At 74.4% G+C, this 19351-nt stretch carries 16 protein-coding genes; 9 read left to right on the top strand and 7 right to left on the bottom strand.

What is annotated here, in order from left to right; genetic code table 11:
• Complete coding sequence (locus ACZ4SV_RS10495) at window positions 1-1785, bottom strand: serine hydrolase domain-containing protein (RefSeq protein ID WP_468003150.1); 1785 nt, start codon at window positions 1783-1785, stop codon at window positions 1-3.
• Between the two features lie 272 nt (window positions 1786-2057).
• Between ACZ4SV_RS10495 and ACZ4SV_RS10500 the strand changes: the two genes are divergently transcribed.
• The gene (locus tag ACZ4SV_RS10500) at window positions 2058-3554 is read left to right on the top strand and encodes an acyl-CoA synthetase (protein ID WP_468003152.1); all 1497 of its coding nucleotides are present in this window, start codon (window positions 2058-2060) and stop codon (window positions 3552-3554) included.
• 156 nt (window positions 3555-3710) lie between these two features.
• Here ACZ4SV_RS10500 and ACZ4SV_RS10505 read toward each other — a convergent pair whose 3' ends face one another.
• From ACZ4SV_RS10505 to ACZ4SV_RS10515, 3 genes are all read right to left on the bottom strand, one after another.
• Window positions 3711-4586, bottom strand: a complete 876-nt coding sequence (locus ACZ4SV_RS10505) for a TIGR03620 family F420-dependent LLM class oxidoreductase (protein WP_365880194.1) — start codon at window positions 4584-4586, stop codon at window positions 3711-3713.
• Between the two features lie 103 nt (window positions 4587-4689).
• Entirely contained in the window at window positions 4690-5022 is a 333-nt protein-coding gene (locus ACZ4SV_RS10510; RefSeq protein ID WP_397947483.1) for an ArsR/SmtB family transcription factor, read from the bottom strand.
• Window positions 5023-5116: 94 nt separating this feature from the next.
• The gene (locus ACZ4SV_RS10515) at window positions 5117-5680 is read right to left on the bottom strand and encodes a CGNR zinc finger domain-containing protein (protein WP_468003155.1); all 564 of its coding nucleotides are present in this window, start codon (window positions 5678-5680) and stop codon (window positions 5117-5119) included.
• A 77-nt stretch (window positions 5681-5757) separates the two neighbouring features.
• Here ACZ4SV_RS10515 and ACZ4SV_RS10520 point away from each other — a divergent pair, with 77 nt between their 5' ends.
• The gene (locus tag ACZ4SV_RS10520) at window positions 5758-6990 is read left to right on the top strand and encodes an MFS transporter (RefSeq protein ID WP_468003157.1); all 1233 of its coding nucleotides are present in this window, start codon (window positions 5758-5760) and stop codon (window positions 6988-6990) included.
• A 57-nt stretch (window positions 6991-7047) separates the two neighbouring features.
• Here ACZ4SV_RS10520 and paaK read toward each other — a convergent pair whose 3' ends face one another.
• Window positions 7048-8355, bottom strand: a complete 1308-nt coding sequence (gene paaK / locus ACZ4SV_RS10525; protein ID WP_365880202.1) for a phenylacetate--CoA ligase PaaK — start codon at window positions 8353-8355, stop codon at window positions 7048-7050.
• Window positions 8356-8512: 157 nt separating this feature from the next.
• Here paaK and ACZ4SV_RS10530 point away from each other — a divergent pair, with 157 nt between their 5' ends.
• From ACZ4SV_RS10530 to ACZ4SV_RS10555, 6 genes are all read left to right on the top strand, one after another.
• A complete protein-coding gene (locus ACZ4SV_RS10530) occupies window positions 8513-9352 on the top strand; it encodes an alpha/beta fold hydrolase (RefSeq protein WP_468003159.1) in 840 nt (279 codons plus the stop codon).
• 407 nt (window positions 9353-9759) lie between these two features.
• Window positions 9760-10002, top strand: coding sequence for a DUF397 domain-containing protein (locus ACZ4SV_RS10535; RefSeq protein ID WP_365941673.1), 243 nt, complete (start codon window positions 9760-9762; stop codon window positions 10000-10002).
• Between the two features lie 164 nt (window positions 10003-10166).
• On the top strand, window positions 10167-11084 hold the full coding sequence (locus ACZ4SV_RS10540; RefSeq protein WP_468003162.1) for a universal stress protein: 918 nt from the start codon (window positions 10167-10169) through the stop codon (window positions 11082-11084).
• A 96-nt stretch (window positions 11085-11180) separates the two neighbouring features.
• Window positions 11181-11717 (top strand): cysteine hydrolase family protein, encoded by a 537-nt coding sequence (locus ACZ4SV_RS10545; protein WP_468003164.1) that lies wholly within the window; start codon window positions 11181-11183, stop codon window positions 11715-11717.
• A gap of 205 nt (window positions 11718-11922) precedes the next feature.
• Entirely contained in the window at window positions 11923-13356 is a 1434-nt protein-coding gene (locus tag ACZ4SV_RS10550; RefSeq protein WP_468003166.1) for a 3-hydroxybutyrate oligomer hydrolase family protein, read from the top strand.
• Window positions 13357-13515: 159 nt separating this feature from the next.
• On the top strand, window positions 13516-14013 hold the full coding sequence (locus ACZ4SV_RS10555) for a glycosyltransferase family protein (RefSeq protein ID WP_070026621.1): 498 nt from the start codon (window positions 13516-13518) through the stop codon (window positions 14011-14013).
• Window positions 14014-14092: 79 nt separating this feature from the next.
• On the opposite strand, the gene ACZ4SV_RS10560 is transcribed toward ACZ4SV_RS10555, so the two are convergent.
• Window positions 14093-16060: an N-acetylmuramoyl-L-alanine amidase gene (locus ACZ4SV_RS10560; protein WP_468003168.1), complete on the bottom strand. Its 1968-nt coding sequence runs from the start codon at window positions 16058-16060 to the stop codon at window positions 14093-14095.
• Between the two features lie 262 nt (window positions 16061-16322).
• Entirely contained in the window at window positions 16323-17465 is a 1143-nt protein-coding gene (locus ACZ4SV_RS10565) for an aminoglycoside phosphotransferase family protein (RefSeq protein ID WP_365882624.1), read from the bottom strand.
• A gap of 331 nt (window positions 17466-17796) precedes the next feature.
• Here ACZ4SV_RS10565 and ACZ4SV_RS10570 point away from each other — a divergent pair, with 331 nt between their 5' ends.
• Window positions 17797-19293: a DNA-binding protein NsdB gene (locus ACZ4SV_RS10570; RefSeq protein WP_365882626.1), complete on the top strand. Its 1497-nt coding sequence runs from the start codon at window positions 17797-17799 to the stop codon at window positions 19291-19293.
• Window positions 19294-19351: the final 58 nt, after the last annotated feature.

Here is a 19351-nt window from a genome sequence, read left to right on the forward strand (position 1 = left end):
TCAGTCGGCCGAGAGCTGCCAGCCCGCGGACGTGATCCGCGCCGTGTCCGCCGGGCGGGCGCCGTCGAAGAGCACCGTGCCGGCCGACTCGACGCGCAGCGCGTCCACGTACGCGCCCCGGCCGACGTACAGCGCGTCGGTGGTGTAGCGCCAGCGCAGCACCAGCAGGCGGTCGGCCGGCAGCGGCGCGGTCACCCGGTGCCAGACACGGCCCGACCAGCCGGTGACCGTGCCCGCCGGGTGCTCCTCGGGGTCCGCGCCGTGCCGGCTGGTGGTGAAGGGGACCGGCCGCCAGGTGGTGCCGCCGTCCGTCGAGCACTCCAGGGACACCGGGTCGGCCCCCGGCTCGGTGTCCCACCACAGGGCGCAGCGCAGCCGGGCCGGACCCGGGGCGGTGTCCAGCGCCGGGAGCGTGAGCGTCGCGGCCGTGCCGCCCGCCATCCCGGAGAACCAGGCGGTACGGCCCCGGGCCGGGCGCACCGGCACCGCGCGGGCGAGCCGGTTCGCTGCGGCGACCCGGGGCGCGGAGCCGGAACGCCAGGTCCGCACCGGGTGCACGGAGTTGCCGAGCACGATCAGGAAGGAGTCGGTCGTGGGGTCGAGCACGAGCGAGGTGCCGGTGAAACCCGTGTGGCCGGCCGTGCGCGGGGTGGCCATCGCGCCCATGTACCAGTGCTGGTACAGCTCGAAGCCGAGGCCGTGCTCGTCGCCGGGGAAAGCCGTGTTGAAGTCGGTGAACATCAGGTCCACCGACTCGGGCCGCAGGATGCGCGTCCGGCCGTAGGAGCCGCCGTTGAGCAGCGTCCGGCCGAGGACCGCGAGGTCCCAGGCGCAAGAGAACACGCCCGCGTGGCCCGCGACGCCGCCCAGGCCGTAGGCGTTCTCGTCGTGCACCTCGCCCCACACCAGGCCGCGGTCCAGCCCGGACCAGGGCGGGCGCGCGTCCTCGGTGGCCGCGATCCGCCGCTTCCAGGAGGCGGGCGGGTTGTAGCGGGTGCTGTCCAGGCCGAGCGGGCCGGTGATCTCGTCGCGCAGCAGCACGTCCAGCGCGCGTCCGGTGATCCGCTCCAGGACGAGTTGCAGGGTGATCAGGTTCAGGTCCGAGTAGAGGTAGACGGTGCCGGGCGGGTGCAGCGGCGGCTCGTCCCAGATCCGTTCCAGCTTCCCCTCGTACGACGGCTCCTCGTACAGCGGCAGCCAGGAGCGCAGGCCCGAGGTGTGGGTGAGGAGCTGACGGATGGTCACCTCGCCCTTGCCGGCGCGTCCGAAGTCCGGGAGGTACGAGGCGACGGTCCCGCCGAGGTCCAGGGCGCCCCGCTCGATCTGCTGCACGGCCAGGAGCGAGGTGAACAGCTTCGAGACGGAGGCCAGGTCGAACACCGTGTCACGGGTCGTCGGGAGCTGCCGGTCGGGCGGGAACTCCACACCGCTGTCGGTCTTCTCGTCGTACGCCGCGTAGCGCACCGCCGTGCCGATCGGTTCGTGCAGGGCCACGGTGCCGCCGCGCCCGGCGAGCAGGACGGCGCCCGCGTACCAGGGGTGCCGCGGGGACGGGCCGAGGAACGCCTCGGCGTCCGCGACGAGTTGCCGCAGCTCGGCCGGGAGCAGTCCGGCGCGCTCGGGCGAGCCGTGGCGCAGGGTGGGGCGGCGGTCCGAGGCGGCCGCGGCGGCTGGATGCGCGGGGAGGGCGCCGAGCGCGAACGCGCCGCCCGCGGCCAGGGAGCCCGCGACGAGCCGGCGCCGGCTCGGCCCGCCCCCTCGTCCGCCTGCCAGGTCGTCCGTCATGGTGCGGCCTCCCGCCTGAAAGTATCTTTCGGGACTTGCCCTGCCGGTGAAACTTTCCTGTCGGACGGGGAGCGTGTCAACGGGGCGCGGGCGGGGGACGCTTCCGGACAAGGCCGTGGTCTTCGGGCACGCCCGGCGGGTGCCGCGCGTCCGGGTGGCGGGCCGTCACGCGCGGCCGGGGGCATCGGTCACGGGTTCCGGCCCGCCGTCCGGCCGGCGGGAGACGCCGGGGTGCTTGACCGGTCCGGCCGGCGGACCGAGGATCGGCACTCATGACCCAGGGACACGGCAGCACGGTCGACGGGGTGCTGCGGCGCAGCGCCCGCCGCACCCCGGCGCGCGTCGCGGTGGAGTACCGCGAACGCGCCTGGACGTACGCGGAACTGGACGATGCCGTCTCCCGGGCGGCCACCCTGCTGCTCGCCGAGGGCCTCACGCCCGGCGACCGGGTCGCCGTCTACGGCCGCAACTCCGACGCCTGTCTGATCGCCTTCCTCGCCTGCGCCCGCGCGGGCCTGGTCCACGTGCCGGTCAACCACGGCCTCGTCGGTGCCGACCTGGCCTATCTGCTCGGCCAGTCGGGCAGCTCCCTGGTCCTCGCCGACCCGGACCTCGCCGTACGGCTCCCGGGCGGCGCACGGACACTGCCGCTGCGCGACACCGGCGACAGCCTGCTCGCCCGGCTGCCGCGGGCCACGCCGTACGACGGCCCCGAGCCCCGCGGCGAGGACCTGGCGCAACTGCTCTACACCTCTGGTACGACCGCTCTGCCCAAGGGCGCCATGATGACGCACCGGGCGCTGGTGCACGCGTACCTGAGCGCGATCACGGCGCTCGATCTGAGCGCGGGCGACCGCCCCGCGCACTCCCTGCCGCTCTACCACTCCGCGCAACTGCACGTCTTCCTGCTGCCCGGCCTGGCGGTCGGCGCCACCAACCTGATCCTCGACGCGCCCGACGGCGACCTGCTGTTCGACCTGATCGGAGCGGGCCGCGTGGACAGCCTGTTCGCGCCGCCGACGGTCTGGATCGCCCTGGCGGGCCGCCCCGACTTCCCCACCCGGGACCTGTCCGGGCTGCGCAAGGCCTACTACGGCGCGTCGGTGATGCCGGTCCCGGTGCTGCGGCGGCTGCGCGAGCGCCTGCCCGGACTCGCCTTCTACAACTGCTTCGGGCAGAGCGAGATCGGCCCGCTGGCCACGGTCCTCGGCCCGGAGGAGCACGAGGGGCGGCCGGACTCCTGCGGGCGTCCCGTCCTGTTCGTCGAGGCCCGGCTGGTGGACGAGAGCGGCGCGGACGTGCCCGCCGGCACGCCCGGCGAGATCGTCTACCGCTCACCACAGTTGTGCGAGGGCTACTGGGACAGGCCCGAGGAGACCGCCGAGGCCTTCCGGGGCGGCTGGTTCCACTCCGGCGACCTCGCGGTGCGGGACGCCGAGGGCTATTTCACGATCGTGGACCGGGTGAAGGACGTCATCAATACCGGCGGCGTGCTGGTGGCCTCGCGCCAGGTCGAGGACGCCCTCTACACCCATGAGGCGGTCGCCGAGGCCGCCGTGATCGGCCTGCCCGACGAGCGGTGGATCGAGGCCGTCACGGCGGTCGTCGTCCCGCGCGGCGAGGTGACGGAGGAACAGCTCATCGCACACGTGAAGGACAGCATCGCCCCGTTCAAGGCACCCAAACGGGTCCTGTTCGTCGGCGAGCTGCCCCGCAACGCCAGCGGGAAGATCCTCAAACGCGAACTGCGCACCCGGTTCGGCGGCTAACCGCGCCCGGTCCGCCGGCCGGGTGCGCGCGGTTCGCCGTTCGGGTGCGCGGATCGCAGCCCGCGCGCGGTTCGCCGGCCGGGTGCGCGTACGGCGGTGCTCAGCCGCGGTCCGCGGTCCGGTGGTGCTCAGCCGCGGTTCGCGATCCGGTGGTGCTCAGCCGCGGTCGTCGTCGGACAGCAGCGCGCCGGCCAGCGTCCGCCAGTGCGGCAGCGTCGACGCGCCCGGCTCGACCCCGACCACCTGCACGGCCACATGGTCGGCGCCCGCGTCGAGGTGGCCGCGCAGCTTGCGCGCGATGGTGTCGGTGTCGCCCCAGAACACCAGGTCGTCCACGAAGCGGTCGCTGCCGCCGCCGGACAGGTCGTCGTCCGTGTAGCCCAGCCGGCGGAACTTGGCGACGTTGTACGGCGTCTGGAGGTAGCCGTGCAGGTGCTCGCGCGCGAGGGCGCGGGCCCGGACCGGGTCGGCCTCCGGCAGGACGGCGTGCTCGACGGCCAGGAAGGCGTCCGGGCCGAGGATCTCCCGGGCCTGGGCGGTGTGGGCGGTGTTCACCTTGTAGGTGTGGGCTCCCTCGGCGCGCTCCCGGGCCAGCTCCAGCATCTTCGGCCCGTACGCGGCGAGCAGCCGCCGCACCGGGGCCGCCGGGCGCGGGTTGGGCGTCTCCAGGCCGTCCAGCTCGTCCAGGTAGGCGTTCATGGCGGCCAGCGGCTTCACGCCCGGCCGGGGATCGCCGCCGAAGCCGAGGCCGACGATGTGCCGGCCCGGGTAGGCGTCCGCGAGCAGCAGCGACGCGCCCTTGGCCCAGAGGGCCTCCCGGGACCAGATGCGGGCGATGCCGTTGACCACGGTCAGCCGGCTGGAGGAGGCGAGCAGGAAGCCGGCGTGGGTGAACGCGTCCCGGCCGAGCGCCTCGGGGACCCACAGCGCCCGCCAGCCCAGCTCCTCCAGCTCCGCGAGGGAGTCACGGATCTGGGCGGCCGGCTGGAATTCGAAGTCGAAGGTGTAGATCCCGAACGTGCCGAGGTCCATCGGTGTGCTCCCTAGCAGGGTGGGCCAATCGGAGAATCGTAATATCGCAGAATCTCGACATGAAGCGCAAGGAGTGTCCACGGGAGGGACCTGCCAGGGGGTTCTACAGCGTTCGGCCCAACTCCGCGACGAGGGCGGCGATGCGCTCCTCGTCCCGCTTGTAGTGGGTCCACTTGCCCACACGGGTCGCCCGGACCAGGCCCGCCCGCTGGAGCTCGGCGAGATAGGTCGACACGGTGGACTGGGCCAGGCCCGCCTTCGCCTGGATGTGGCTCACGCACACACCCACCTCGGCCGGGTCGGCGATGGCCGCCTCCATCGGGAAGTGCCGTTCGGGCTCGCGCAGCCAGCGCAGCATCTGGAGCCGTATCGGGTTGGACAGCGCCCGCAGCGCGTTGACCAGGTCCGGGTCCGGGGTTGCGGCGGTGTCCGTCATGAGGCGAGTATAGGCCCGGCCGTCGATTCGGGATACGTCGATACGGTGCTGCGGTCAGGTGCGGTCAGGTGCGGTCAGGAGTGTTGTGGCGCGGTCACCCGGTGGTCCGGTGGCGCAGCGCCGCCTTCTTGGCCCGGTTGCCGCAGGTGTCCATGGAGCACCAGCGCCGGGTGCCCGGGCGGGAGGTGTCGAGGAAGAGCGCTCCGCACGCGGCCGCGGCGCAGTCGCGCACCCGGTCCACGGCCGGCGAGGCGACCAGGTCCAGCGCGTCCCGGGCGACGAGGGCCAGCGTGGCGCGCACCGGGTCGCCGGTGTGCCAGGTCAGCCGGCCGGATGCGGTGAGCGCGGGCACGGGCACGGGACGGGCCGCGGCCGCGTTGACCAGGGCGCGGGTCCGGGCGTCCGGTGTCCGGCCGGTGCGGGCGGCGCCGATCAGCCGGTGGACCGTCTCGCGCAGCTCCTGCGCCTCCGGCACCAGGCCGGGCGTGGCGTCGCCGGGCCCGGCGGGACAGGGGCCGCACTGCCGCACCCAGGCCGCCAGGGCCTCGGCGTCGGGCAGCTCCTCCACGGCGCCGTCCGTGCCCCGGTAGCGCAGGGTCCGGGCGAAGTCCAGGCACAGGCGTCCGGCGCCCTGGCGGAAGCGGATGGTCGTCGACACCTTCGCAGCCTACCGGGAACCGGTTTGACTGGTACCGTTCGGGAACCGCTCAAACCGGTTCCCGGAGAGGTGTCCGTGTGTCCGCGTCCCCCGAACCGCCGGCCCCGCCCCGCCGGGTGATCCTGGTGCTGGCACTCGCCTGCGGAGTGAGTGTCGCCACCATCTACTTCCCGCAGGCGATCAGTTCGCTGATCGCCGCGGACCTGCGCGTCCCGGCCGGCGACGCGGCCCTCGTCGTGACCGCGGCCCAGTTCGGCTACGCGGGCGGCATCTTCCTGCTGGTGCCGCTCGGCGACCGGCTGCCGCACCGCCGGCTGATCGTCACCCTGCTCGCGCTGACCGCGGCCGGCCTGCTCGCCGCCGGTGCCGCGCCGGCCCTGCCCGTCCTGATCGCCGCCAGCGCGCTCACCGGCGTCACCACGGTCGTCCCACAGATCATCATCCCGATGGCCGCCGGACTCGTCCCCGCCGAACGGCGCGGCGCCGTCACCGGCACGCTGCTCAGCGGGCTCATCGGCGGCATCCTCCTCGCCCGCACCTTCAGCGGCACCCTCGGCCAGTGGCTGGGCTGGCGCGCCCCCTACCTCGTCGCCGCCGCACTGCTGCTCGGCCTCGCGGCGCTGCTCACCCGGGTGGTGCCGGACACCACACCTTCCTCCCGCGAGCCGTATCCACGCCTGATATCCGCCCCGCTGCGGCTGCTGCGGGAGGAACCCGCTCTACGGCGCTCCTGCCTCTACCAGGCGGCCGTCTTCGGCGGCTTCAGCGCCGCCTGGACCGCGCTCACCCTGCTGGTGACCGGACCGGTGTACGGCATGGGTGCCCAGACCGTGGGTGTGCTCGGACTGGTGGGTGCGGCGAGCATGTTCTGCACACCGCTCGCCGGACGCGCGGCGGACCGGCGGGGACCGGACGCGGTGAGCCTGTGGTGCCTGCTCGGGGTGATCGGCTCGGCGGGAGCGCTGGTCCTCGGCGGGATGGGCGGCACCGCCGGACTGGTCGTCCTGGCCGGCGGCATGCTGCTCCTGGACGTGGCCGTGCAGAGCGGCCAGGTCGCCAACCAGGCCCGCAACTTCGCGCTGCGCCCCGACGCGCGGGCCCGCGTCAACACCGCCTATATGACCTGCGCGTTCCTCGGCGGCAGCGCCGGGTCCTGGCTCGGGGTCCGGGCGTACGGCCGGTTCGGCTGGCCGGGCGTGGCGGCGCTGGTCGCCCTCGGCGCCGTCCTCGCACTCGCCCGGCATCTGACCAGACCCCGGCCGTCCGCCCGGCCGGCCACGGCCCCGGTGCCACCGAGTCGGGTGCCCTGAGCGGTGCCCGGCGGGGTGAGCGGGGGAGTGGGGCGCCGCGCGCGCTGGCGCGTGCGCCTACCCTTCCGTTGCCCGCTGCCGTAGGTCCACGATGCGGCGGATCTTGCCCACCGAACGCTCCAGCGACTCGGGCTCCACGATCTCCACGTCCACCGACACCCCGATGCCGTCCTTGACCGCCGCGACGATGGTCCGGGCCGCCGCCTCCCGTACCTGCGGCGGCGCGTCCGGGCGGGCCTCGGCGCGGACCGTCAGCGCGTCGAGGCGGCCCTGCCGGGTCAGGCGCAGCTGGAAGTGCGGCGCCACCCCGGGCGTGCGCAGCACGATCTCCTCGATCTGGGTCGGGAAGAGGTTGACCCCGCGCAGGATGACCATGTCGTCGCTGCGTCCGGTGATCCTCTCCATCCGCCGGAACGCCCGCGCCGTGCCCGGCAGCAGCCGGGTCAGGTCCCGCGTCCGGTACCGGATGACCGGCATGGCCTCCTTGGTCAGCGAGGTGAAGACCAGCTCGCCCCGCTCACCCTCCGGCAGCACCTCGCCCGTGACCGGGTCCACCACCTCCGGGTAGAAGTGGTCCTCCCACACATGGAGGCCGTCCTTCGTCTCCGCGCACTCCTGGGCGACACCGGGACCCATCACCTCCGACAGCCCGTAGATGTCGAGGGCGTCGATCCCGCACCGCTCCTCGATCTCCCGCCGCATCGCCTCGGTCCACGGCTCGGCGCCGAAGACGCCTACCCGCAGCGAGGTGGTCCGCGGATCCACGCCCTGCCGCTCGAACTCGTCCAGCAGCGTGAGCATGTAGGACGGGGTCACCATGATGACGGACGGCTCCAGGTCCAGGATCAGCCGCACCTGCCGGGCCGTCATCCCGCCGGACGCCGGGACGACCGTACAGCCCAGGCGCTCGGCGCCATAGTGGGCGCCCAGACCACCGGTGAACAGCCCATAGCCGTACGCCACATGGACGATGTCGCCGGGCCGGCCGCCGGCCGCCCGGATCGACCGGGCCACCAGGTCGGCCCACAAGGACAGGTCGCGGTCCGTGTACCCGACCACCGTGGGCTGTCCGGTGGTGCCGCTGGAGGCGTGCAGCCGGCGGATCCTCTCCCGGGGCACGGCGAACATGCCGTACGGGTAGTTCGCCCGCAGGTCGGCCTTGCCGGTGAAGGGGAAGCGGGCCAGATCGGCGAGCGTACGGCAGTCCTCGGGGCGGACCCCGGCCCGGTCGAAGGAGTCCCGGTAGAACGGCACGTGCTCGTAGGCGTGCCGCAGCGAGGCGCGCAGCCGCTCCAACTGCACCGCCCGCAGCTCGTCCGCCCCGAGCCGTTCCCCCGCGTCGAGCAGGTCCGCCACCTCCGCCATCGCGACGCCTCCCTCACCATCCGTACATACCGGGCGACCGATCATTCGGTCCGTGCTGGGGTCAGTAACGCAGGCGGCCGCGCCTCCGGGCAAGAGGCGGGCGGGATTTTCGGCGGACACGTTGCGAGCGGCCGGGGGCGCCCGGAAGGATCACCGCATGCCCACCTTCACCGCGGCCGACGGGACCCGGCTGGCCTACCACCTGCGCGGCACGGGCGAGCCGCTCGCCGTGCTGCCCGGCGGCCCCATGCGGGCCTCCGCCTACCTCGGGGACCTCGGCGGACTCACCGCGCACCGCCGCCTGGCCCTGCTGGACCTGCGGGGCACCGGTGACTCGGCGGTGCCGGCGGACCCGGACACCTACCGCTGCGACCGGATGGTCGAGGATGTCGAGGTATGGCGGGACCACATGGGTCTGGAACACATGGATCTGCTCGCCCACTCGGCGGGTGCCGCCCTGGCGATGCTCTACGCGGCCCGCCACCCGCACCGGATACGCCGGCTGCTGCTGATCACCCCCAACCCGTCCGCGCTGGGTCTGCGGGCCACCCCCGAGGAGCGACTGGCCGCGGCCCGGCTGCGCGCGCACGAGCCGTGGTTCGCGGACGCGTTCCCGGCCTTCCGGGCCTGGCTCGCCGGACGGGCGGACTTCGACGACGTGTTCCTGCCGTTCTTCCACGGCCGCTGGGACGACACCGCCCGGGCCCACACCACGGCCGAAGTCGGCCAGACCAACGAGGAGGCGGGCGAGCGCTACTTCGTCCAGGGCGCCTTCACCCCGCGCGAGACCCGGGCCGCCCTCGCCGCCCTGCCCGCGCCGGTCCTCGTGTACGCGGGCGCCCTCGACGGCGGCCCGTGCCCGGAACTCGCCCGCCGCACCGCCCGCGCCTTCCCGCACGCCGAGTGGACCGTCCAGCCCGGCGCCGCCCACTACCCCTGGCTGGACGACCCGGAAACGTTCCGCGACCGGACGCTCGCCTTCCTGGACCCCGCCTGAGCGGTCCCGCCGCCGTTCGCCGGGAACGGCCCCCCGACGGGAACGGGCCCCCGACGGGAACGGCCCTCCGCCGGGAACGGCCCTCCGCCGGGAACGGGCCTCCGCCGGGAACGGGCCTCCGCCGGGAACGGGCCCCCGCCGGGAACGGGCCCCCGACGGCAACGGCCGGACAGCGGGCCCCGGACCGGTGCCGCTCGCCGGCCTCGCGATCCGTGGCGGCCGGTATGCGGCGCCCTCGGGAGGCGGGGCGCGGGCCGCCGGGGCGGGGGCCCGCGTGACGGGACGCGGGCGCACCGGCCGCCCACGTCCCGCCGGACCGCCGGAAAGACCGCGCCCACGTGCCCTGTCGGCCGTAGCGACCGGTCGCTAGGCTGGCCCGCGGACGACGAACCGGGAGGAGCACGGACGTGGCCGAGAGCACCACCCAGCAGCAGCGGCTCGCGGGCTGGGACAAGCCGGAGCTGGATCTCAGCAAGGCCGAGTGGCAGTCCAGCAGCCGAGGGCTGGGCGATGTCCAGATCGCCTTCGTCGAGGGCTTCATCGCGATGCGCAACGGCCGCCGGCCGGAGAGCGCCTCCCTGATCTTCACGCCCGCCGAGTGGGGCGCTTTCGTCTCCGGCGCCCGGGAAGGCGAGTTCGACCTCACCTGAGCCGCCCGCCGCGCCCCCGCCCGGGACCCTGGCCGTCCCTCACCTGAACCGGGGTGTGTTCCCGGCGGATTTCCGGACACGCGCCCGGCGGCGCCCGGCGGGAGCCGGACCTGAGCGAGGCTGGCCCCAGCACGGGGAAGTCCCCGCTCCGGAGGTGAGGAAGCATGAGCGCTGCACCGGTCATCGCCGCGGTCGACGGGTCCGCGGACAGTCTGCGCGCCCTGGACTGGGCGCTGGACGCCGCCCGCCGTCGCCGGGCACCGCTGCGCGTGGTGCACGTGCGGCAGTACGCGGCCTGGGGCCAGGCCGACGTGCTGGTCGCCGGACCGCCGCCCGAGGCGGAGGGCGATCCGGTGCTCGACGAGGTGCGCGCCCGGCTCGGGAACGGCACCGGGGAAGGGGCCGGGGAGCCGGCCGTGGAGTACGTCGCCCGGGCGGGCGTCCCCGGCGCCGTCCTGCCCGAACTGGGCCGGGAAGCCCAGCTTTTGGTGCTCGGATCGCGGGGCCGCGGCGGGTTCGCCAGTCTGCTGCTCGGCTCCAACGGCCTCGCCGTCGCCCGGGACGCCGCCTGCCCGGTGGTCGTCGTACCGCCGCCCGGCCGCGAGGTGCACGGGGAGACGACCGCCGGGCCCGGGCCCCGGGTCGTCGTCGGACTGCACGCCGAAAGCCCCGACGACGGCGTGCTCGCCTTCGCCTTCGCCGAGGCCGCCGGACGCGCCGCCCGGCTCCAGGCGATCGCTGCCTACCCGTGGCCGGTACCGACCTGGTCCGCGCCCGGCCAGCCGGTGCCGCCCCTGGTCGACCAGGAGGCGGTCGCGCACGAGATCCGGACCCTCGCCGAGGGCTTCCTCGCCCCCCACCGCGAGCGGCACCCGGAGGTCCGCGCCGACGCCGAGGCGCTGCCCGGCGACGCGGCCGGCCGGCTGGTCGCCGCCTCCGGGGACGCCGACCTCGTCGTCGTCGGCCGGCACCGGCGGCGGCTGCTCGCCCCGGCCCGCATGATGGGCTCGGTCACCCAGGCGGTCCTGCTGCACGCGGCGAGCCCGGTCGCGGTCGTGCCCCCGGCCCCGCCACCGGAGTGACGGCCCCGCCGGGGGAGTGACGGCCGCGGCGCCCCCCGCTGCCAACCGGCGCCACGTCGGACGGTACCTCTCGCGGATCGGTGGAACTCTGAAGAAATGAGCAAGACTGCGCTGATCGTCATCGACATGATCAACACGTACGACCACAAGGACGCCGAGCAACTCCTCCCGTCGGCGGAGTCGGTCGTACCCGTCCTGGCCGACCTGCTGGAGCGTGCGCGGCGTCATTCCGTGCCGGTCGTCTATGTCAACGACAACTTCGGCGAATGGCGCTCACACCATGGTGAGGTCCTCGAACACGCCCTGGCGAGCCCGCACGCCGACCTCGTCGACCCGCTGAAACCCGACAGCGACTCCCTGTTCGTGCTCAAGGCCCGCCACTCGATCTTCTTCGAGACACCGCTGCACTACCTGCTGCAACAGCACGGCGTCGAACGGCTCGTGCTGACCGGGCAGGTGACCGAACAGTGTGTGCTCTACTCGGCTCTCGACGCCCACATCCGGCACTACGACGTGACGGTTCCCCGGGACGCCGTCGCACACATCCACGGGGACCTCGCCGACGCGGCACTGCGGATGATGGAGCGCAACATGGGCGCCCACGTGTGCGAGAGCCAGGACCTCTGGGCGTGACAGCTCGCACCCGGCCCTCCCGGAGGACGCCGGGACGACCACCCTGAAAGCGTCGGCGCCCGGGGCCTCACGGCCGGTCGCCATCCGGTCGCCATGGTGTCCGGCACCCTGGAACGGGCCGTCATCATGGCGGCCCCGCACATGTCCGCGACCACCACACCGCCTCTAGCCTCCAGCGCGTCCCCAGACCCGCCGGAGGAACCGTATGACCGCGCACCGAACAGAACACCACCGCGCCCGGTGCACCACACCGGGCGCGCTCGCGCTCGTCACCGTCTGCGCACTCCTGGCCACCGCGGCCACCCCGGCCCCCGCGACCCCCGATCGACCGGCCACCGCGGACGCCCACTGCGCCGGCCTCGCCCGGCTGGACGTGCCCGGCGCCGCCCGCCGGCAGGCCGACTGCCTGGACGAGCTGACCACCGCCGGGACCGTCGCCTCCGGCCACACCGACCCCGCCGACTACGCGGGCCTGACCCCCCGGGACCTGCCCACGCCCACGGGCGTCCCCGGCATCCAGCTCGACGGTTACTTCCCGGACACCTCCGCCACCAACACCAACCACGGCTGGCGGCACGACTCCCAGTTCGTCATCCGCCTGCCCGACCACTGGAACGGCGGCCTCGTGGTCGCCGGCACCCCGGGCATCCGTGAGCAGTACGCCAACGACCGGGCCATCTCCGACTGGGTGCTCGACCGCGGCTACGCGTACGCCGCCACCGACAAGGGCAACACCGGCCCGGCCTTCTTCCGCGACGGCCGCCGGCCCGGCGACGCCATCGCCGAATGGAACACCCGCCTCACCCAGCTCACCCGGGCCGCCCGCGCGGTCGTCACCCAGCGCTACCGCCGCCCGCCGGCCCGCACCCTCGTCACCGGCCTGTCCAACGGCGGCTACCTGGTGCGCTGGCAACTGGAGCACCACCCGGAGCTGTACGACGGCGGAGTGGACTGGGAGGGCACCCTCTGGCGCTCCGCCGGCCCCAACCCGCTCACCTCCCTGCCCGCCGCCCTGCGCCACTACCCGGCCTACGCCGCCGGCGGACCCGGGTCCGCCGAGGCCGCGGCGGTACTACACCGGGCCGGCTTCCCGGCCGGCTCCGAGTTCCTGTGGCCATACCACTACCAGGTCTACTGGGACCTCACCCAGCGCATCTACCGCGAGGAAGTCGACCCCGGCTACGACGGGGACACCGAGGCCGGCACGCCGTACTGCGCTCCGGGCACGCCCGCCTGCGACGCCGACTACGACTACGCGTCCCGGCCCGCCGCCGTCCACCGCGCGGTCGGCCGCATCGCCCTGACCGGACGCATCGGCAAGCCCCTGATCACCCTCCAGGGCACCCTCGACGTGCTGCTGCCGATCAGCCAGGACTCCGACGTCTACGCCCGCATGGTCCACGAGGCCGGCCGCGGCGCCCTGCTGCGCTACTACCGCATCGAGGACGGCACCCACACCGACTCCCTGGCCGACGCCTTCCCCGGCCGGCTGCGCCCGATGGTGCCCTGCCACCGCTCCGCGTTCACGGCCCTGGAACACTGGATCGGCGCGGGGGAGCCCCCGCCCGCCGGCCACACCGTCCCCCGGCCGCCCGGCGCCGATCCGGCCACCCTGCTCACCCACTGCCCGCTGGGCTAGCGTCCTTCCCCGGGATCCGGCCTGATCCACACGAGGGGCCCCTGGCGATTTGCCGCCCGGCCGCCCTCCCGGCGACGCCGCGAAGGGCCGGGCGGACCCCGGTCGATCTTCGGAAGCCCACGGCTCACCCACCGCGGCACGGACACGTACCATGGCCGCATGTCGTTCCTCCGCCGCCGCAGCGCGACCCCCGCCGGACCCGACTTCGACGTGCTGGCCATGGACCCGGGCGACTGGCCGGGCAACCTCGGCGCGGGTCTGCTGCCCGCCCCGGACGGCACCTGCCAGGGCGTCTTCCTGCGGTACGACCTGTTCGGCGGACGCGGCCCCGCCATGATCATCGGCAACCTCCCGGAGGGCTCCCCGGCCCGCGAGGTCGCCGAGGGCGAGATCCCCTTCGAGGTGGGCCAGCTGCTGCTGGCGCTGGAGAACGACGAGGAGGTCACCGTCGTCGGTACCGAGGACACCCCGGTGCTCCAGGGCGACAACCTGCTCATCGTGCGGCGGCTGAAGCTCTCCGAGAGCCGGATCTCCTGCGTCCAGTTCGACCGCAGCGACGGCGTCCTCGTGACCATCGCCGCCTGGGACCGCCCCATCACCGACGACCTGTACGCCCTGCTGAAGCCGCTCCCGGCGGAGCTCTTCCAGCAGGGCTGAGACCCACCAGGGCCGAGACCCACCAGGGCCGAGACCCGGCGGGGCCGGGGTCCGGCGGGACCCGGCCACCGCCGTCCGGTCAGCGGGCCGCGCGCTCGACCGTCACGTCCGCGGCCCGCACGAACGCCACCCGGTGGCCGTACTGGATCTCGTAGTACAGGTCCTCGCCCACCACGACCCGGTGCGACTCGGGCGTGAAGGTGACCGCGTAGTAGTACTCGCCCGGCAGCTCGTCGCCCACCACGTACTTCTGCCCGGCCGGGACCGTGTAGGGCAGCGGCACCACCGACTGGGCGGGGACCTCCGCCGGGTACGCCGCCTTCTCCGGATAGGCACGGCCGTACACCGGGACGCTCGCCAGGCCGTCCCGCGGTGTCACCACGAGGCCGCGCGCGGGCACCGCCGCCGGGTTCTCGTCAGGGTTGCGGAACCACGCCTTCTGCCCGAGGTACCAGATGGCCGTCCAGTCGCCCCAGCGGTCCGCGACCGCGTACTGCTGGCCGGTGGAGACCCGCGAGGACAGGTCGTTGACCCCGGTGGTCGGGGCCGTCTTCAGACCGATATCCTTCACCAGCGGCGCGGACTCGTCGTGGTCGGTGTACAGCCGGACCTCACCGGAGCCGTGGGGCGCGCAGGGCTCGCCCTTGGCCGTGCAGCCGGTGTACACGGGCTGGTTGGCGGCGTAGTCCGGCAGCACCGTCACCACCCCGGAGTGCTTGCCGGCCGTGCGCGTGAAGGGATGGCCCAGCAGCCGGAAGTAGTGCCGCCAGTCCCAGTACGGGCCCGGGTCCGTGTGCATCCCCGGGACCGTGGAGGCGGTCGGTCCCGGCACGTTGTCATGGCCCAGGATGTGCTGGCGGTCCAGCGGGATGCCGTACGTCCGGGCGAGGTACCGCACCAGCCGCGCCGAGGAGCGGTACATCGCCTCCGTGTACCAGGCGTCCGGAGCGGCGAGGAAACCCTCGTGCTCGATGCCGATGGAGCGGGCGTTGACGTCCCAGTTGCCGGCGTGCCAGGCCACATCCTTCGCCTGGACATGCTGGGCGATCAACCCGTCGGTGGAGCGGATCGTGTAGTTCCACGACACATAGGTGGGGTCCTGGACGAGGTTCAGGACCCCGTCCCAGGTGCCCTCCGTGTCATGGATGACGAGGTACTTGATGCGCTGGGACGCCGGACGGTCGCCGAGGTCGTGATTGCCGTAGTCGTCGCCGAACTCCGCGTACGGCGCCGGGACCGACTCGCAGGACACCGACCTCGGGCACTCGGTGCCGTCCCGGGACAGCGTGCGCAGGCCGGCCCGCCCCAGCCGGGCGGTGTCGGCGGTCAGCCCCGGCCGCGCGGCCAGGGTCACCAGCTCGCCGTCGTCCGTCACCCGCTCCTCGCCGGTGCGCAGCACGTCGTACACGTCGTCGGCGTACGCCGCGGCGGTCGCGGTGTCGTCCGCGCCGGAGAACCGGGCCACCGCGCCGTACCAGTCCGCCGGGTCCGTGCTCGCCGGCTCGCCCAGCTCCCGCTGCGCGGCGGCGAGCAGAGCGGCGCCGCCGGCCACGTTCGCCGCCGGGTCGGTGCGCAGCCTTCCGGCCGGGATGCCGGTCAGTTCCGCCGCCTTCGGCAGCGTCCGCAGCCGGGCCGGGATCTCCAGCGGGGCCGGCGTGCCGGCCGTGGGACGCCATGCGGCGCGGGCGGTGTCGCCCCGGGCGTCCTCCGTGCCGTCGGCGAAGTGCTCCGCGGTGGCGAGCGCGGTCCGGGCGTCGGTGAGATGCATCGGGCCGTAGCCGCCGGTCACGCTCGGCGCGCCGGCGTGCCCGTCCCAGCGGGACTGGAGATAGGAGACGGCCAGCAGCACACCGCGGGGCACGTGGTAGTCGGCCGCCGCGTCGGTGAACGCCTGCTGGAGACCGTGCCCGGAAGGGTCCGGGGCGGGCTGGGCCGGGGCCGCGGCGAGCAGGGGCAGCAGCAGGGCCGCGGAGGCGAGCGGGACGGCGGTCCGCCGCGGACGCCCGGAACCGGTCGTGGATGAGGGGTCGTTGGCGGATCCTCGCAATGCGGCCTCCTGTGACGGGCGGAGCGTGGCGGGGCGTACGGCGCCGGGCTGGGTCAGTGCTACCGGCTGGCCGACGATCCGTCAATGATGCCGTCAGGGAGGGGATGTCCCACGTCGCGGAGGGGTCACGGCGGGTTTCGCGGCGGCGGCGGCCGGGCCTGCGGGGCGTCACCGGCGTACACCAGTGGCGTCGGTGCCCGGCCTGTGCCGGGGATCCGCGGTGTGCCGCCGCCCGGGGCACACCGCGGAGCAGTCGTCCCCGTCAGCGCGTGCCGACCGCCGCGCGGACGGCCCTGCGGGCCATCTGGCAGTCGTCGTGCAACCGCCGGAGCAGCAGCCGCTGTTCCTCGCCGGACGGCACGGCACCCGGGTGGGCCGGTGCCGCCGGGGCCGCGTCGTGCAGCGCACGCTGCAGGGCCGTCTCGAGCGTGCGGATCTCCCGGGTGAGCAGGAGCATCAGGTTCACCAGGAAGGCGTCCCGGGAGGCGGGGCCCGCCGACTGGGCGATCTGGCTGATCTGCCGCCGGGCCACCGGAGCGGCGTCCCCGAGGACCAGCCACAGGGTCGCCAGGTCGTAGCCCGGCAGATACCAGCCCGCGTGCTCCCAGTCCACCAGCACCGGCCCGGCCGGGGACAGCAGGATGTTGGACGGCAGGGCGTCGCCGTGGCAGAACTGGAGCATGCCGTGCCGGCCCACCTCGTGGGCGATGCCGTGCAGCAGTTTCTGCAGGTCGCCGAGGTCCCGGTCGGTGAGCAGGCCCAGTTCGTGGTAACGGGAGATCCGGGCCGCGTAGTCCAGCGGCATGTCGAACGTGCCCGCCGGCGGCCGCCAGCCGTTCACCCGGCAGATCGCGCCGAGCGCCGCCCGGATGTCCGTGCGCGGCGGCGGCTCCACCGGATGCCGCTGGACCGCCACCGGGCGGCCGGCCATGCGCTCGATCACCAGCGTGCAGTTGTCCGGGTCCGCCGCGATCAGCCTCGGCACCCGCACCGGCGGCCGGTGCCGGACGAACGTGCGGTAAGCCGCTATTTCCTGACGGCTCCGCTCCACCCAGGCGGGCGAGTGGTCCAGGAGACACTTGGCGACCGCCGTGCTGCGCCCCGTCGTCCCGACCAGGAGGACCGACCGCCCGCTGCGCCGCAGGACCTGCACCGGGGCGAACTCGGGACAGATCCGCTGCACCGCCGCGAGCGCGGTGCGTAACTGGGCGCCCTGCGGACCGGACAGGTCGAGCCGCCCGCTGAGCGGCTGCGCCCCGGGCTGGCCCGGGACCCGCCGGAGCCGGCCCGCGCCCGCCACCGGGCCGCCCGGACGCGCCCCCGGGTCGAGATACGGCCCGCCTCCCGCGGGGCGGGAGCGCAACGGCCGGGGCGGAGCGGACACGGAGGACGAAGCTGCGTACATGGGAAAGACAGATCCCTTCGTGTGCCTGCTGTGCCTGCCAGTACGTCCGCGCTCCGCACTCCCGCCCGCGGGGGCGTGCCCCGTGAGCGCGGTGGCGGAGCATGCGCCCACCCGGCCCGGCCGTCCGGGCACACCCTGGGGAGTGTGCCCGTCATGGCGACCGGACGGCCGTCACGGGGAGGTGGCGACCGGGTCGGGGTGGCGCTTTCCTACCTGACACCCGATGAGCGGTGGCACACCATCTGGCGGACCCTGGCGAACCCTGGCGAATAGTCGCCCGGCAACCTCCGCGGCACTACTGTCAACTCAGCCGAGAACCTGGGGGCTTGATGTGAGCGGACGACCCAACACCCGCCTTGCGGACCTGTTCGGCCTGGCCGGCTGGTCGAAGGGGGAACTCGCGAGGCAGGTCAACCGGCAGGCGGCGGCCATGGGCCATCCGCAGCTGGCGACCGACACCTCCCGGGTGCGGCGGTGGATCGACCGGGGAGAGATCCCGCGCGATCCCGTGCCGCGGGTGCTGGCGGCCCTGTTCACCGAGCGTCTCGGCCGTGTCGTGACCATCGAGGACCTCGGTCTGGTGCGGCACGGGCGTGCGGGGAAACGGCAGGGCGACGGGATCGAGGAACATCCCGACGGCGTGCCCTGGGCGCCCGAACGGACCGCCGAGGTCCTCACCGAATTCACGGGAATGGACCTCATGCTCAACCGACGCGGCTTGGTGGGCGCGGGTGCCGTGCTCGCCGCGGGATCCACACTCAGCAGCGCCATGTACGACTGGCTGCACACCGACCCGGCCCTGAAGGCCGACGCCCCTGTCCTCGACGACCCACTGCACGCCGACCCGGCCGGGTTCGACCGGTACGAGGCGGCTCCCGTCGGCATCCAGGAGATCGAGGCCCTGGAGTACTCGGTCGGGGTGTTCCGCGCCTGGGACGCGGCCCGCGGCGGCGGGCTGCAGCGCAAGGCGGTGGTGGGCCAGCTCAACGAGGTGGGCGGGATGCTCGCCTACCACCATCCACCCCATCTCCAGCGGCGCCTGTGGGGCGTCGCCGCCAACCTCGCCGCCCTGGCCGGCTGGATGTCGCACGACGTCGGTCTGGAGCCCACGGCGCAGAAGTACTTCGTCATCGCCGCCCACGCCGCCCGGGAGGGCGGTGACCGGCCGCGCGCGGGCGAGGCGCTGTCCCGGGCGGCCCGGCAGATGGTGCACCTCGGCCGGCCGGACGAGGCCCTGGACCTGATGAAGCTGGCCCAGTCCGGCTCCGGGGACGGGCTCCAGCCGCGCACCAAGGCGATGTTCCACACCGTCGAGGCCTGGGCGCAGGCGGCGATGGGCAGGGGCCAGGCGATGCGCCGGACACTCGGCCAGGCGGAGGACCTCTTCGTCGCCGACCGGCAGGACGCGCGGCAGCCGGACTGGATGCAGACCTTCAAGGATGAGGATCTGTACGGCATGCAGGCACTGGCCTACCGCACCCTCGCGGAGTTCGACCCCGGCGCGGCCGGGACCGCCCGGCACTACGCCGAGAAGGCCCTCGCGCTGCGCGTCGACGGACGGGAGCGGTCGAAGATCTTCGACCATCTCTCCATGGCCTCGGCCTGCTTCATCGCCGACGACCCCGAACAGGCCGACCGGTACGCGCGGCTGGCCCTGATGTCCATGGGCTCCAACTCCTCCCGTCGCACCTGGGACCGGCTGGAGCAGATGTACCGGCTCACCGCCGAGTACGCCGGCTCGCCCGGGATCCGCCGGCTGCGGGAGGAGATCAGAGTGGCCCTGCCCAGGCAGCGGGCCAGGCCGGGCGGGGCCGGCGCACAGGCGTAGGGGACCTGTGCGCCGTCCGCTCCGGCGGGCCGGTCCGCCTCACCCGGTCACCTTGGCG

Source organism: Streptomyces sp. NPDC027672, assembly GCF_055566335.1.